Raw genomic sequence first — 15,721 nt, 5'->3', positions numbered from 1 at the left:
CCCTCGGGGAAGTTCCTGATCCGCCTCATTCGCGCCCCAGGTCGCGGTGCATCACCAAGGTCTCGACGCCGTTCTTCACCAGGCGGACACTCAGGTTCTCCGACATCGCCACCGAGCGGTGTTTACCCCCGGTGCACCCGATGGCAACGGTGATGTAGCGCTTACCCTCACGCAGGAATCCGTCGGCCACCAGATCCACCAATCCGGTGACCCTACGCAGGAACTCCGCCGCCTCAGGTCGGTCCACGACATAGTCGTTCACCGGACCGTCCAGGCCCGTGCGTTCCTTCAACTCCGGGACCCAGTAGGGGTTGGGGAGGAATCGGACGTCGAGGACGATGTCCGCGTCGACGGGGATGCCGTACTTGAACCCGAACGACATGATGGTCGCCCGCAGGGCCACCCGCTTCTCGTCCGGGAACGCGGCCTCCACGCGTCGGCGTAGATCGTGGACGTTGAGCATGGTGGTGTCCACCACGATGTCGGCATCGGCCCGGAACTCGGCCAGCAGTTCTCGCTCCCGTTCCAGCCCGTCGAGGATTCGGCCGGAACCCTGCAGGGGATGCGGCCGACGACTGCTCTCGAAGCGCCGGACCAGGGTTTCGTCGCTGGCCTCCAGGAACAGGGTCCGAATGTCGACCCCGTCTTGGCGCAGTCGACCCAATGCCGCCGAGAGGTCGTCGAAGACATCTCCCCCCCGGGCGTCGACAACGACCGCGAGTCCGGTGGCACTCGACTGTTCGGGAGTGGCGGCCACCGCCTCGGCCAAGAGTCCCGGCGGCAGGTTGTCGATGACGAACCATCCGACGTCTTCGAGGGCCCGCGCGGCCGTGGACTTGCCTGCGCCGGACATGCCGGTCACGAGCACCAGATCAGGAGGAGACGTCATGGTGCGGGTTCTCCTTCGGCGGCGGGTCGGTGGTGATCACCTCGCCGGTGCTCAGGTTAACGGCGGGGACGGTCGCTGCGCCCTGCGAATGAAGATGCTGGGCAATTGCGGCCGCCAATGCCGGTCCGACACCCGGGACGGTGGCGAGTTCTGCCTCGTCAGCCGCGGCCACCGCCCGAACGGAGTTGAACTTCTTGAGCAACGCCTTGCGTTTGGCCGGCCCCAGCCCCGGGATGCCGTCCAGGGCGCTGGAGCGGGTGCGGGCTGAGCGACGTTTGCGATGACCCGCGATGGCGAAGCGGTGGGCTTCGTCGCGCAGGTGCTGGAGCAGGTGCAGCGCCTCGCTGGCTCGCGACAAGATGATGGGATCGTCGCTGTCCGGCAGCCAGATCTCCTCGAGTCGTTTCGCCAACCCGCAGACCGCGATGTCGTCGATCCCCAGGTCCGCCAGCGCCCGTTGCGCCGCCCGCGCCTGTGCCCGCGCTCCGTCGACGACGAGCAACTGGGGCGGGTACGAGAACCCACGCCTCGCGACCGGGGTGGCACCGTCCGCGGTATCTGCGAGTTCGACGTCAGTGGATTCGGACCGTTCGGCCAGATACCGCTTGAAGCGTCGGGACACCACTTCTGTCATGGCGTCGGTGTCGGAATGCGCGTTGGTCGCAGACACGGTGAAGCGGCGATAGTCGGAGGTTCGCGGTAGCCCGTCCTCGAACACGACCATGGACCCCACGGTGTCGCTGCCCTGCAGGGTGGAGATGTCGTAACCCTCGATCCGCAGCGGGGCGCTGGTCATCCCCAGGGCCTGCTGGAGGTCCTCCATCGCCCGAGCCCGGGCAGTGAGGTCGCCCACGCGGCGCCGCTTGTTCAAGGCCAAGGACTGTTCGGCGTTGCGCTGCACGGTGTCGAGCAAGGCGCGTTTGTCGCCGCGCTCAGGTCGACGCACGCTCACGCGTCGACCAGCCCGCCCCGCCAGCCATCGGGCGAGATCGGAATCACCCAGGTCCTCGGTGACCAAGACCTCACGGGGGACGGAACCCGGGTCGGCGTCACCGTAGAAACGCAGGAGCGCCTGCTCCATCAACTCGGCGTCATCGAGGTCCAAGGTGCGTTCAACCATGAAGCCGCGCTGTCCGGTGATGCGACCGCCGCGCACGTGGAAGAGCTGGACGGCGCCCTGCAACTCGTCGGACGCCAATGCGACCACGTCGGCGTTGGTGGAGTCCGGCAACACCACCGTGTTGCGCTCCAACGCCCGCTGTAAAGCGAAGAGGTCGTCACGCAGACGGGCCGCCGTCTCGAAGTCCTGGGCGGCCGCGGCCTCCTGCATGGCGCGCTCGACTCGGCGCAGGTGCGGAGCGGTATCGCCCGCGACGAAGGAACAGAAGCCTGCCACGATCTCGCGGTGCTCCTCCATGCTGACGCGTCCGACGCACGGTGCCGAGCACTTGCCGATGTACCCCAACAGGCAGGGGCGCCCGGACATCTCAGCGCGCCGGAAGACCCCCTTGCTACAGGTGCGCGCCGGGAATACCCGCAGCAGCTGGTCCACGGTCTGCCGAATCGCCCACGCGTGCGAGTAGGGGCCGAAGTACCGCACCCCTTTGCGCTTGGCGCCCCGCATGACCATGATGCGCGGGTAGTCCTCACTGACGGTGACAGCCAGGAACGGATAGGACTTGTCGTCGGTGTACTTGACGTTGAACCGCGGCTCGTACTCCTTGATCCAGGAGTACTCCAACTGCAGCGCTTCGACCTCGGTCGCGACGACTGTCCAGTCGACAGCCACCGCGGCAGACACCATCGCCTCGGTGCGGGGATGCAGACCGGCGCTGAAGTAGGAGTTCAGGCGATTGCGCAGGTTCTTTGCTTTCCCCACGTACAAGACGCGTCCGTTGGTGTCCAGAAAGCGGTAAACGCCCGGATCGTCCGGTACCGAGCCCGGATCGGGGCGTAGGGCGTGCGTCACATTCTCAGCCTAGGCGCCGCCTGACGCCCTGTTGGGAGTGATCAAGGTCACGCCGACACACCCGAAGTCATTCCTTGATTCGGGAGACAGTAGCCCTTATGCGTTTTCGACCCCCCTTCGCGGTAGCCGGTGCTGCCGCCCTGGCGATCGCCGTTCCCCTCGTGGGATCCGCGACCCCCGCCTCTGCTGTGACCAAACAGGAGAAGATGCGCGGCCAGCAGACCAACGTCTACGTGCAGGGTGATTCACTCACAGTCGGAGCCGCTCCCGTGATCAAGCACCGCCTCGGACCTGACGTCGCCGAGGTCGCGGTGGACGCCCAAGTCGGTCGTTTCACCGAAACCGGGGTCAAGCGGCTCGCGCGGGACGGGCACGCGCAACGGTCACGCGTGTGGGTCGTGGCACTCGGCACGAACGACGGTCCCGACCCACAACGACTGCGGCACTTCGTGACGCGCACGCTGTCAATGGCTGGGCCACAGCGAGAGGTCATCTGGCTCACGGTGCACCGGCCGGGTGGCTACGGTCGCGTGAACACGATGCTGCGCAAGTACGACGCCGCTGACGATCGACTGCATCTCGTCGACTGGGCCCGCACTGTCCAGCAGCGCCCAGGACTGATCGCCGGTGACGGCGTCCATGGCACGGCGGCCGGCTACCAGGTGCGCGGCGCGCTGATCTCGGACCTGGCGCGCACATTGGCGCAGCAGGGCTGACATCCTCGCCCTCGTCCTCCTCTTACGAAGGCCCGGTCCTCGGGCCGCCGATCAGGTTTCGGCGATGATCTCCGTGCCCTTCACGCGGATCGCGACTGGGGTGAGGCCGGTGGTCGCCGGTCCGACAAGGACATCACCGGTCTCGGCAGAGAACTGCGAGCCATGGCAGGGGCAGAGGATCGCGTCAGCCGTCACTTTCGCGACAGTGCACCCTTGGTGAGGACATGTGCTCGTGAACGCCTTGAAGTCACCGGACTTCGGCTGGGTCACCACGATCATCTTCTCGTCGACCACGACGCCACCACCCACGGGAACGTCTGAGGTCGTCGCCACGACCTGACCGCCCGCGGCTTGGTCCGGCTCGGAGGCGCTGGCGCGCGGTGTGGTGGACGGAGCCGGATTGTTCGACCCGCAAGCGGCCAGGACCCCCACCGCGCCGACAGCACCGGCCGCAGCGAGGACATTGCGTCGACCGAGGGGCTGACCCGTGGTCTCGATCGGCTCAGAGGCGGACACATCGTCAGGGACGGAAACGCGGGTATCGGTGGTTTGGTTCGCGTGGGAGGTCCGGTGCGCCTGGGAGGAAGGGTTCATGAAGACAGCGTGCCACGAACCGTGGCCGGGACCCAGTCAGGCGACTCCGCGGGACTCGCCGAGCAATTCGCGCAGGAATGAACCCGTGTGTGATTGGGGTATCTCGGCGATGTGTTCCGGTGACCCTTCCGCAACGACTGAGCCGCCCCCTGAGCCGCCCTCCGGGCCCATGTCGATGACCCAGTCAGCGGTCTTGATGACGTCGAGGTTGTGCTCGATCACCACCACGCTGTTGCCTTTGTCGACCAAGGACTGCAGGACGCCCAGGAGTTTGCGGATGTCTTCGAAGTGCAGCCCTGTGGTGGGTTCGTCGAGCAGGTAGATGGTTCGCCCGGTGGATCGTTTCTGCAGCTCCGCTGCCAGCTTGACCCGCTGGGCCTCGCCACCTGAAAGGGTCGTCGCCGGTTGCCCCATGCGGACATATCCCAGACCGACTTCGACGAGCGTGCGCAGGTGTCGGGCGATGGCGGGTACAGGCTCGAAGAACTCGAGAGCCTCTTCGATGGGCATGTTGAGCACGTCGCTGATGGTCTTGCCCTTGTAGTGAACCTCGAGGGTCTCGCGGTTGTAGCGGGCCCCGTGGCAGACCTCGCAGGGAACGTACACGTCGGGCAGGAAGTTCATCTCGATCTTGATGGTTCCGTCGCCCGAACAGGCTTCACAGCGCCCACCCTTGACGTTGAAGGAGAACCGACCCGGCAGGTAGCCGCGTACTTTGGCCTCCTGTGTCTCCGCGAAGAGCCGCCGGATGTGGTCGAACACGCCGGTGTAGGTCGCGGGGTTGCTGCGTGGGGTTCGGCCGATGGGGCTCTGATCGACATGGACCACCTTGTCGATGTGCTCCAAGCCCAGCACCCGCTTGTGTTTGCCGGGCACGACTCGGGCGCCGTTCATCTCGCGCGCGAGCACCGAGAACAGTACGTCGTTGATGAGGCTGGACTTGCCCGAGCCGCTCACGCCTGTCACGGCCACCAGACAGCCCAGCGGCACATCGACACTGACGTTGCGCAGGTTGTGTTCGCGTGCTCCCTCGACCCGGATCATGCGGCCCGGGTCCGGTGGCCGGCGCAGCGGCGGCACATCGATCTGGCGGCGACCGGCCAGGTAGTCACCGGTGATGGACTTCTTGTTCTTCAGCAGCTTGGTGACGGGCCCACTGACCACAACCTCACCACCGTGCTCACCGGCCCCAGGCCCGATGTCGACGACCCAGTCCGCCTGCCGGATGGTGTCCTCGTCGTGCTCGACCACGATGAGGGTGTTGCCGAGGTCCCGCAGGCGCACGAGGGTCTCGATCAACCGCCGGTTGTCCCGCTGGTGCAGCCCGATGCTCGGCTCGTCGAGCACGTAGAGGACCCCGACCAGACCCGAGCCGATCTGGGTGGCCAGGCGGATGCGCTGGGCCTCCCCTCCCGCGAGGGTTCCTGCTGCGCGGTCCAGCGTGAGGTAGTGCAGCCCGACGTCGACGAGAAAGGCGAGGCGTTCGTTGACCTCCTTGAGGACCCGCTCGGCGATGGCCCGGTCCCGCTCGTCGAGCCGGAGGGCTCGCAATTGCTCGGCGCAGTCGCCGATCGGCAGGCCGGCCAGTTCGGCGATGCTGCGACCGTCGACAGTGACGGCCAGAGCCAAGGGCTTGAGCCGCTGGCCTTTGCAGCTGGAACACGGCACCGGACGCAGGAACCCCTCGAACCGGTCTCGGGCAGTGTCGCTCTCAGCCTCCATGTAGCGGCGCATGATGAACGGCAGGACACCTTCGTACTTGGCGTTGTACTTCCGGTTGCGCCCGTACCGGTTGGTGTAGCGGACCGTGACGGTCTTGGAGTGACCGTTGAGGATCGTGCGGCGCACGGGAGCCGGGAGGTCGCGGAACGAGGTGTCCATGTCGCCGCCGATCTCGTCGGTGAGCGCTCGCAGTAGCCGGGAGAAGTACTCGGACATGTGGCCACTGGTCCATACGGAGAGGGCACCTTGGGCCAAGGTGAGAGAGTCATCAGGGATGACGAGGTCGGGGTCGACCTCCATTCGGGTCCCCAGGCCGGAGCACTCGGGACAGGCCCCGAACGGGGAGTTGAAGGAGAACGAGCGCGGTTCGAGTTCTTCGAACGACAGCCCGTCACGGGGACAGGCGAGGTGTTCGCTGAACGTCTGCTCGGCACCGCTGTCGGCGGGGTCGCGGTCGACGAAGTCGAGAGTGACGGTGCCCCCGGAGAGGCCCAGCGCCGTCTCGACGGAGTCGGTGATGCGACGCCGGGCGGATGACCGCACCACGAGGCGGTCCACGATTACGTCGATCGAGTGCTTCTCCTGCTTCTTCAAGGTCGGTGGGTCGGTCAACGGATGCAGCTCACCATCGACCCGGACGCGGGCATACCCCTGAGCCTGCAGTTGCCGGAACAGATCGACGTACTCACCCTTGCGTTCTCGGACCAGCGGCGCTAACACCTGGAACCGGGTACCGTCCGGCAGATCGAGGACGCGGTCGACGATCTGCTGCGGCGTCTGCCGTGCGATCGGATCGCCACACACTGGGCAGTGCGGCTTTCCGATGCGGGCGTAGAGCAACCGCAGATAGTCGTAGACCTCTGTGATGGTGCCGACGGTGCTGCGGGGATTGCGATTGGTGGACTTCTGATCGATGGATACCGCCGGACTCAGGCCTTCGATGAAGTCGACGTCGGGTTTGTCCATCTGCCCCAGGAACTGCCGGGCATAGGCGGACAGACTCTCCACGTAGCGGCGCTGGCCCTCGGCGAAGATGGTGTCGAACGCCAGACTGGACTTGCCGGATCCGGACAGACCGGTGAACACAATCAGTGCGTCACGCGGGAGATCCAGGGAGACATCGCGCAAATTGTGTTCCCGAGCGCCCCTGATGACCAGCCGCTCTGCCATGTGGATCAGCCTAGCTGTCACCCCCGACAGGCACCGATCCCGCGAATCCCCCTTCACCGAAGGCTGAATCCCACTTGCGCCGGAGGCGCTTGGAGGGGCCTTGCGCCCAAGGCGCTTCAAGAGAGGCCATGCGCCCAAGGCGCTTCAAGAGAGGCCTTGCGCCCAAGGCGCTTCAAGAGGGAGGGTGTCGAGGTGTCCTCCTATACCGGTCATGTCATGTCAGGTGGTCCCGCCGGGGTCCACGAGTTGTCCCGGCTGACGATCTCCAAACTGTCCGTCGGTCCTATGGACAACAACGCCTATCTACTGCGGGACTCCGCCACCGGGGCACAGGTTCTGATCGATGCGGCCAATGAGGCCGACCTGCTCCTCGATCTGATCGGTCCGGACGGACTGGACGCAGTGATCACGACTCATCGCCACGCCGACCACTTCCAGGCGCTCGCGGAAGTCGTCGCTGCCACCGGCTGTCGCACTGTGGCGGGCGTCGTAGATGCTCCTGAGATCTCGGTTCCGACGACTGACCCCGTGACAGGCGGCGACACTGTGACATTCGGGCGCACTGTCCTGCAGGTCCTTCAGCTTCGTGGTCACACCCCCGGCGCCATCGCCTTGTATTACGACGATCCCTTCGGTGCCGGCCACCTGTTCAGCGGTGACTGCCTGTTCCCGGGCGGGGTCGGAAAGACGTGGAGCCCAGGGGACTTCGACACACTGCTCGCAGATGTTCAGACCCACATCTTCGACCGACTCGGCGATGAGACGTGGGTGTACCCCGGGCACGGCGACGACACCACTGTCGGCGCTGAGCGGCCTCACCTGGACGAGTGGCGAGCCCGCGGTTGGTGACCGCCTTCCGCGTACCGCCAGAGGGCGTCCACACGCAGCGCTCTCCGAGGGTTCAGCTGTCCGTAGTCGTGACCGCGGCAATCCGCTCCAGTGCGGTCGGGATCGCATTCGCGAGTGCCCGGCCGTCGATGACCTGCCGGTCGTACATGAGACTCCACGTGGCGAGGTCGCCGTAAGTCGCGACGATCACCCGCAACGCACTGTGGCCGCGCAGTTGACCCAACCCGAACGCGGCAGTGACCTCATTGCCCGCCACGAAGAAGTGGAAGTCGGGTCCGGGGAGGTTGGACATGAAGAAGTTGCCGCGGGACCACAATCGGGCGGTCGCCTCCTCGTACTCCTGGATGGGGAGGATGCTGGCCATCCGCATCAAGCGAGCCATGGCCTGGGCGTCGCGGGACTTGCGATCCCGCGATTGTTCATGCACCGATCGCAGGAGTGGTCCCGGGTCGGATTGGGACATCGGAGTCTCGATCACCATCATGGCGGAGGTGTTGTCGAACTGCTCCTTCCCGCCGGTCTGCAGCGACAGGGACACCGGGATGTCGATGAGCAGGTTCTCGTCCCGAGTGGAGTCGGGCAGGACCTGTTGGAGCGCGAGGACCATCGCTGTGACCGCAACGTCGTTGAACGACACGTGCTCGTCGAGGACGTCTTGGCACTGGGTAACCGCGCTGCGCGGGGTCTGGACGACTGCAATGCCCCGGTCGTCGCTCACCCGCCGCAGCAGGTTGCCCGGCTGCACGGCGACCTCCTCGAAGTACACGCGGGTGAACTCACGAGCCTCAGCCAAACCCTTGGTCAACTTCTCCTGAAGGACCTTCTCCCGGTCCGGACGTGATTTCTGGACCGCTTCGACGGTCTCGCGCAACCCCATGGCCAAACTGCGCCCCAGAGCATGAGGGCGCCGTGCCGCGGAGCCTCCCTCGACGGCGCTGGCCACCGAGTCGATCGTCTCCTTGCTGGGTTTGACCGGTTCGACGGCCTGCTCGACGGGTCCTTTGAACGCCCGGTAGCGACGATTCAGCAACTCCTCAGCGGCCCGCCTGATCTGCTCGTCGGAAGGTCTCGGCAACACGGTCAGGTCCGGTGCCTGACGCAAGGGGCTGTCCGCAGTGCCGTCGATCAGCATGGACACCGCGGCTGCCAGACCCAGGACTCCGTCCTGGACGAAGTGATGGACTCGCATCACGATCATCGCCAGGTCTCCGTCGATCTCAGGGATCACTGTCATGCCCCACAGCGGTCGGGTCAGATCGAGTGGTGCCTGCATCGAGATGAGGGCGAGTTCGTAGGCGCGGTCCATCGACACCGATCCACCGGCGCCACGCACGTCGATGTGCGCGTCGAGATCGACCGGCTGCTTGTCGATGAGGACGTGGAACGGCTCACCGCGCGGCACGGGTGCAGCGACACATCTCATCCCGTGCGGCAGGTCCAACGTCGACTCGACGCGGGCCTTGATCCGCTCGAAGAGTTCAGACAGCGGCAGATCCGGGGGGCGTCGGAAGACCAGGCCGCCACCGATCACATTGGTGTCCGGCGCCGCACCCATCATGTGGACCTGGGCATCGAGGCCCGGAACGATGATAGGGGCGACGGCAGACTCCGGGTCAGCAGCGGCGGCCTCGCTCCCAGGCCTTCCGGGACGTCCGGGAGAAGCCTCGTCAGGGGCGTCAGTCATGTCGTTCCTCCCGATGGTCGCGCCACTTTGCAGGACCAATGTCCCACCGTCTGCCTCGTCGGCGCAGCACCGTCCGCTCCAGGCCTGGCGCAGTCACTTCATCGCTGTCGGAGACCCGCGGAAGCCCGGCGCACACCGTCCCTGCGGAGGCACAGACGAACTCTGGCAGCCGGTCAGCTCCTTCACCAGTGAACACATCGCACAGCAGGAATCGGTCCGGGTAGCGGCGGTGCCATCTGGCGGCCCGCTCTTCCTGGCGATCGAACGTGGCGGCGAGACCTGTCCGCGTCACGGGGAACGAACCGTAGGTCCGCTCGGTGATCCAGGCACTGAACTCCCGAAACCGCTGTGGCTCTCGCGACCAATCGGCCATGAGCCGGTCGTAATGGTCCATGGTCGCGTCCAACCACTGCTCACGCTCGCGCGTGGTGTGCAGGACGCGGCCGTCGGCGAACGACCCGGCGATTCGTTCGAAGAACGCGGCACCGCTGATGTCGAGCAATACACGATGATCAGCCAACACCGGAGGTGGGACTCCGGTGGTCAGTGCCGCCTGGGTGGCGTGGTCGAAGGGATAGTGGACGGCAGTGACATCCAGATCGAGGATCGCCGCGTAGACACTGCGGGTACCGGTGCGACTCAGGCCGCTGCCCACGATCCGGGTATCGGGGTACGGGTCGACCATCGGTCGAGCATAATGGTGCGATTCTGGTGGCCGGGAGGGTTGAAGTTCCGCCATGGACAGTAGTGATCCGACCGTCTCAGCGGTGATCCCCTGCCACGACAACTTCGCACAATTGGGTCGCACCCTCGCTGCACTGTCGGTTCAGACGGCGGAACCTGAGGCGTTCGAGGTCATCGTGGTGGACAACAACTCCAAACAGGCGGGACTGGACGATGTCGTCGCGCGTTTCGGAGAGACTCTGTCCATCACGCTGGTTCATCAGCCTCGGCTCCCGCACCCGTTTGCACTGTGCCGGGCCCGCAATCTGGCCATCTCCCTGGCCCGGAGCGCATGGATCTGGACCCTCGACTCGGATTGCTGTCCGAACCCTGGTGCGGTTGCCGCGATCCTTGACACAGCCGGCGAGAGCGACCGGGCGCTGATGATGACCGGGGAGCGGCTTTTCGTCGACACCAGTGATGTCTCCATCGAGGACATTCTGGAGTCCTCGGATGCGCTGACTGACGCACCCCCGGTGGCCAGCCCCTCGAACTACCACCTGAACCGCGATCGGCGGTTCCCCGCAGTCGAGGCGCTGCCGGATCTGCCCCACCCGTGGGACATGATGCACGGCGGCAACACCGCCTTCCGTCGCGCGGACGCAGTGGCGGTCGGGGGTTATGACGAGGCCTTCGACGGCAACTGGGGGTACGAGGATGACGAGTTCGCCTATCGGATGATCACCCGGGCGCACGCGGAGCCGGTCTTTGTCCCCGGCATGGCGGTGTACCACCAGGAGTCGGCGGCGGCTCCAGACATCGGCCGCATAAGCGAAGAGGCCGACCGGACCGCAATGATCGTTGATCGTCCCAACAAGGCCGACAATCCCAACTGGCACCGGGTCTGCGCTTTGATCCCGGGATACCGCGAGTACAAGCTCGCCGCGTTCTCAGCCCACGGCGTCGATGTGACCATCTGACATGGAAACCACCTGACATGGAAAGAGAACCTGAGACCGCCGAACAACCCAAGGCCGTCGCAGAACCTGAGGCCGCTCCAGAACCCGACAATGACCGAGACCTCCCGGACTTCTCCGCGCTGGGCGGACGCGACATCGGTGCCCCGCCTCCCCTTCGACTGGACGTGAACAACGGGCCCGAGCCCCCGCCCGGCTTCGTTCCCGCTCTCACCCGGCGTCTGCAGGCCCTACATCGGTACGGCCCCGAGACTGCCGAGGAACTGCGCACCCGACTCGCGGACGTGCTCTCTGGCTGCGGCGGCCGCGGGGTCACCGCCGACAACGTCGTCGTGGGTGCGGGTTCCATGACCCTGCTGCGCCTGGCCGTCGAAGAGGCCCGGGCCGCCAGGCGCCACGTCATCGCCCAAGTGCCGGGCTACGCCGGATTCCGGCGGCTCTGTGCGGCGCTGGACACACCGCTCACCACGGTCCCCCGCAGTCCGGACTTCGGCACCAATGAAGAAGCACTTCGTGATGCCATCCTCGGTTCTTCAGCGAGTGGGGCAATGGTGTGCCTGAATCACCCCGTCAATCCAATCGGCGTTCCGGAGGATCTCGCAAGCATCGACCGCCTCCTCGCCGAATATCCCGACACCGTCATCCTCATCGACGAGGCGTACGCCGAGTTCCACGAGGGTCCCGGCGCACTCGCCACCAGCGTGCACGCGGGCTCCGAATCCCTGATCGTGACGCGAAGTTTCTCCAAAGCCCGCGCCCTGGCCGGCATCCGACTCGGTTATGCGGTGACTGGCACCGAGCGGGCCCGACGGTGGCGGTCGGCCATGCTGCCCGGCAGCGTCAGTGCGCTGACTCAGGCCGCGGCACTGGCCGCTCTCGATGAGCATCCGGACGACTTCGACACCCGTATGAGGAGGATGCGCGCGGAGCGAGACCGACTCGCCGCAGCGCTACAACCGACTCTCGGTGCCCCCTTGCCGGCCACCGCCAATTTCCTGACGTTTCCGATGGGCCCAAGGACGGCGCAGGTCGTGGGCCAGGCCCGCACGAACGGCATCGCTATCCGTGCCATCGAGGACGAACCGGGACTGCCCTCGTGCGTGCGGATCACCGTGGGGACCCGAGAGGAAAATGACCGACTGGTGGCGGTGTTGGCTGATGCATCGCACTGATCTCCTCCTGCTGCCGGATGCGGTCTTCTGCCAGTTCCTCGGCTGGTCGCGCAGCGGTACAACCCTTCTCGGATCGCTGCTCAACGCCCACCCGTCCGTTCTGATCGCGCAGGAGGCCGACGTTGCGGCTCTCGTGGCCGCCGGCGCGGATCGTGCGCGGATCATGCAGGTACTGCTCGCGCGCGAGGCGGACTTCGCGGCCCGTGGGCGCGAGTGGAATGGCTACGACTACACCGTCGCGGGTCCTGACGAAAAGACCGACCGAACCCCAGCACTTCGCGTGATCGGCGACAAGAAGGCGGCCGGGACCGTCGAGATCGAGGCTCTCTACCCGGGCACCTTGGCGCGGGTCGGCGACATCATGGGACTTCCGCTGCGCTTGCTGTGCGTCACGCGAGACCCCTTCGACACCATCGCGACGCTGTCCCGTCACCTCAGCACCGACACCCCGGCCTGGTTCTCATGTCGGCCGGACCCCCTGCACGCCGCCACCGACTGGTACCTGTTGCTGGCAACCGTGACGCAGCGCCTTGTCGACTCCCCACCGGCACCGGTGCACGTCACCAGCCTGGAACGGCTCGCCCTCGATCCCCGCGGGGAACTAAGCAGGACACTGGGGTTCCTCGGAGTGGATGATGCGCCCGCCGACTACTTGGATCGGTGTGCCGCGATCGTCAGGCCGCAGGTGAGGCGCACGGCCGAATCAGTGGACTGGCCCGCCGACGTCCAGGATCGTGTGCAGCGCGCGATCGCCACCCTGCCACTGCTGGCCGACCAGTCGGCCGGGGCGCCACCATGGTGAGTCTCACTCGCCAGCGGGCCGTCGTCATGCTGGCGGCGGGGGCCGCTACCGTCGGCGGGTTCCTCGACCAGACGATCATCGGGGTGGCCCTGCCGACGATGACCGTCGATCTCGGGTTGGACAGCGACGAGGCCCTGTGGGCGGTCGTGGCCTACCTGCTGCCGCTCGCGGCCTTCGCTGCTGCGTTCGGCGCCCTGGGGCGGCACGTCGGGCAACGCCCGATGTTTGTCGTGGGGATCATCGGTTTTGCTCTCGGGTCCTTGGGGGCCGGTCTGTCGGTCGACGGCACCATGCTGGCGGTGGCCCGGTTCATCCAGGGGTTGGCGGCCGCTGCCATGTTCACCGCCTCCCAGGCCATGGTGGCCAACGCGTTCCCGCGCGACCGACGCGGCCGCGGAATCGCTCTCTACACCGCAATCACCACCATCGCGCTGTCCAGCGGTCCTCTCATCGGTGGACTCCTCGTCGAGACGCTGGGCTGGCGCTGGGTGTTCTTCGTCAACCCGATCCTGTCCCTGCTGGCCCTCCCCTACATCCTGGGGCTAGCCTCCGGCCTGCCCGAGGTCCGGCGGGAATCCGTGGGGGGCCGGTTCGACACGGCCGGTCTCATCACGCTGATCGCCTCTTTGACGCTGGTGAGTTACGGCCTCATTCAACTGTCGCTCGGCAATCCGACCGATCCGATCATTCCGCTGATTCTGGCGGTCGTGGGCGCAGGGCTCGTCGGGGTGTTCCTGGTCGTCGAACGCAGGGCCCCGAATCCGATCATCCCGGTCGGTCAACTCACCCGTCCGGTCTTCTCGGCTGCGCTCATGGTCATCGTCGCGGTGGGCTTCGTGCAGATGTGGGGGGTCATCGCCTTCCCCGCCTACATGCAGGATGCACTCGGAATGTCCCCGTTCCTGGCGGGCGCCGGATTGCTGCCGTTGACCCTCGCGCTGACGTTCGGGCAGTTCTTCGCGGGCCGTGCCGTAGACCGCTTCGGTCCGCGCAAACCCATCGTGGGGGGGTTGGGTCTGGCCGGTGTAGGGCTGATCATCATGCTGGCCAGCATCCCTACTCGCTCCTATTGGGGATTCGTGCCCGCGTTCACTCTCGCCGGACTTGGGCTGGCGTTGTGCCAGACACCCGCCAACACCGCGGCGATGAACGAGGCGGGTCGCCAAGACCGGCTCATGGCCAGCGGGGTGCTGGGAACGGCCCGACAGACGAGCGCTCTGACCGGACTTGTCGTGTTGTCGGCGCTCAGCGGGATCGGGGCCAGTCGATTCACATCGGCGCCGGCCCAAGCGGCACTGGCTTTCGGCCTCCTCGGTGGAATGGTCGTCCTCACCCTCGCTCTTCTTTTCGCCGGCACGCGGCTGCGGCCGGTCGCGGGCGAGCGGCTGCGAGGTCCCGAACAGTCGCCCCCACTCGGTCACGAGCAGGGGGGAGCCACCCGTGAGTGACGAGTTCGATCGAGGCATGCCCAGCGATCACCGCCCGGTCGTGCATCTGCTGCGGATCGGGAAGACCGGATCGACCGCACTCGTCGATGCCTTTCGGGCCGCTGACCGGTACAGCCGCATCCGTGTCGCTTGTCACGGCCATGAGGTCACCCTGGCGCAACTCCCGCCGGGGGAACCGTGGGTGTTCACCGCCCGGGACCCGATCGACCGGTTCGTGAGCGCCTTCGGCAGCCGGATGCGCTGCGGCCGTCCGCGCTACGACTATCCCCACTCCCACGCCGAGGCCATTGCGTTCGCCCGCTTCACACACCCGCACGATCTCGGGGCGGCCCTCGACTGCGAGGACCGGGACCTGCGCGCGGAAGCCGAACGAGCCATGCGCTCGATCAACCACGTCCGATCCAGTTACTGGGACTGGTTCGAGAACCCCGACACCCTGCAGCGACGTCGTGGGGAATGCCTGGCGATGTTACGAACCCGGACGCTGGACACCGACGCCCCGCGTCTGGCCGCTCGGCTCGGAATCCCGCCCGATCGCTTCCAACTACCGCGAGCCGCCGATACCGCTCATCGCAATCCGCCGCTGCCCCCTCGGCCCGCAGAGGTCACGGCCAGGTCTCGGGCCAATCTGCGCGGCTGGTACGCGGCCGACTACGAGTTCCTCGACCTGGCTGATGCATGGTTCGCCGAATAGCCGAAAGTGCCGAACCGAACGACAATCGAGACATGCCGTCCTGGGGTTCGTTCTCGTATGCGTTCGGGCCCCTGTTCGCCCTTTCCGCCCTACTGCTCGTGGTGTGGCTGCTCCGGCGCAACTTCCGTGGCAATCGCTCCCGCCTGGCGGACGACGATGTGCTGGCACCGGTCCTCGGTCCCCACACGTGGGGTGATTGCAGTCGGCTGGCAGCGGGCCTGGACCGGGCCGGCATTCGCCACCGGGTGGTCGATCTGGACGGCAGTTACCAGGTGCAGGTACCCGCCGACGATCTCGCCGCAGCGCGCGTGGTGATGAACTCGACGCCACCTTCACGCTGATCGGGCAACCCAGCCGGCCGGGTACCCTGGG

The 15,721-nt window shown here is 66.4% G+C and carries 14 protein-coding genes; 8 read left to right on the top strand and 6 right to left on the bottom strand.

The features are described 5' to 3' along the window. Window positions 1-25: 25 nt before the first annotated feature. Window positions 26-889: an RNase adapter RapZ gene (gene rapZ, locus V9E98_02795; protein ID MEI2715917.1), complete on the bottom strand. Its 864-nt coding sequence runs from the start codon at window positions 887-889 to the stop codon at window positions 26-28. Next, window positions 873-2,858, bottom strand: a complete 1,986-nt coding sequence (uvrC, locus tag V9E98_02790; protein MEI2715916.1) for an excinuclease ABC subunit UvrC — start codon at window positions 2,856-2,858, stop codon at window positions 873-875. Before uvrC ends, rapZ begins: the two co-directional genes overlap by 17 nt. Window positions 2,859-2,956: 98 nt before the next feature. Between uvrC and V9E98_02785 the strand changes: the two genes are divergently transcribed. Next, window positions 2,957-3,574 carry a hypothetical protein gene (locus tag V9E98_02785; GenBank protein ID MEI2715915.1) on the top strand — a complete coding sequence of 206 codons (618 nt, stop codon included), beginning with the start codon at window positions 2,957-2,959 and terminating at the stop codon, window positions 3,572-3,574. 51 nt (window positions 3,575-3,625) lie between these two features. On the opposite strand, the gene V9E98_02780 is transcribed toward V9E98_02785, so the two are convergent. Both V9E98_02780 and uvrA read right to left on the bottom strand, forming a co-directional pair. Further along, complete coding sequence (locus tag V9E98_02780) at window positions 3,626-4,168, bottom strand: Rieske (2Fe-2S) protein (GenBank protein ID MEI2715914.1); 543 nt, start codon at window positions 4,166-4,168, stop codon at window positions 3,626-3,628. A gap of 36 nt (window positions 4,169-4,204) precedes the next feature. Further along, window positions 4,205-7,060, bottom strand: coding sequence for an excinuclease ABC subunit UvrA (gene uvrA, locus V9E98_02775; GenBank protein MEI2715913.1), 2,856 nt, complete (start codon window positions 7,058-7,060; stop codon window positions 4,205-4,207). A 192-nt stretch (window positions 7,061-7,252) separates the two neighbouring features. On the opposite strand from uvrA, the gene V9E98_02770 reads away from it, so the two are divergent. Then, window positions 7,253-7,909, top strand: coding sequence for an MBL fold metallo-hydrolase (locus tag V9E98_02770; protein ID MEI2715912.1), 657 nt, complete (start codon window positions 7,253-7,255; stop codon window positions 7,907-7,909). Between the two features lie 52 nt (window positions 7,910-7,961). On the opposite strand, the gene V9E98_02765 is transcribed toward V9E98_02770, so the two are convergent. Then, a complete protein-coding gene (locus tag V9E98_02765) occupies window positions 7,962-9,593 on the bottom strand; it encodes a WS/DGAT domain-containing protein (GenBank protein MEI2715911.1) in 1,632 nt (543 codons plus the stop codon). After that, a complete protein-coding gene (locus V9E98_02760; GenBank protein ID MEI2715910.1) occupies window positions 9,586-10,278 on the bottom strand; it encodes a sulfotransferase in 693 nt (230 codons plus the stop codon). Before V9E98_02760 ends, V9E98_02765 begins: the two co-directional genes overlap by 8 nt. 52 nt (window positions 10,279-10,330) lie before the next feature. On the opposite strand from V9E98_02760, the gene V9E98_02755 reads away from it, so the two are divergent. From V9E98_02755 to V9E98_02730, 6 genes are read left to right on the top strand one after another with little or no spacing between them, the layout of a single operon-like run. After that, window positions 10,331-11,236: a glycosyltransferase gene (locus V9E98_02755; GenBank protein ID MEI2715909.1), complete on the top strand. Its 906-nt coding sequence runs from the start codon at window positions 10,331-10,333 to the stop codon at window positions 11,234-11,236. Between the two features lie 17 nt (window positions 11,237-11,253). Continuing rightward, window positions 11,254-12,405 (top strand): histidinol-phosphate transaminase, encoded by a 1,152-nt coding sequence (locus V9E98_02750; protein ID MEI2715908.1) that lies wholly within the window; start codon window positions 11,254-11,256, stop codon window positions 12,403-12,405. Then, window positions 12,392-13,207, top strand: a complete 816-nt coding sequence (locus tag V9E98_02745; GenBank protein ID MEI2715907.1) for a sulfotransferase — start codon at window positions 12,392-12,394, stop codon at window positions 13,205-13,207. The genes V9E98_02750 and V9E98_02745 overlap by 14 nt, the downstream gene beginning before the upstream one ends. Next, window positions 13,201-14,655, top strand: a complete 1,455-nt coding sequence (locus V9E98_02740; protein ID MEI2715906.1) for an MFS transporter — start codon at window positions 13,201-13,203, stop codon at window positions 14,653-14,655. The genes V9E98_02745 and V9E98_02740 overlap by 7 nt, the downstream gene beginning before the upstream one ends. Continuing rightward, a complete protein-coding gene (locus V9E98_02735) occupies window positions 14,648-15,349 on the top strand; it encodes a hypothetical protein (protein ID MEI2715905.1) in 702 nt (233 codons plus the stop codon). The genes V9E98_02740 and V9E98_02735 overlap by 8 nt, the downstream gene beginning before the upstream one ends. A gap of 32 nt (window positions 15,350-15,381) precedes the next feature. Continuing rightward, window positions 15,382-15,690 carry a hypothetical protein gene (locus V9E98_02730; GenBank protein ID MEI2715904.1) on the top strand — a complete coding sequence of 103 codons (309 nt, stop codon included), beginning with the start codon at window positions 15,382-15,384 and terminating at the stop codon, window positions 15,688-15,690. The last annotated feature ends 31 nt before the right edge of the window (window positions 15,691-15,721 follow it).

The organism is Candidatus Nanopelagicales bacterium, from assembly GCA_037045355.1.
In the GTDB taxonomy this organism is placed as follows: Bacteria; Actinomycetota; Actinomycetes; order S36-B12.
This window is presented reverse-complemented; position numbering and strand designations above follow the sequence as displayed.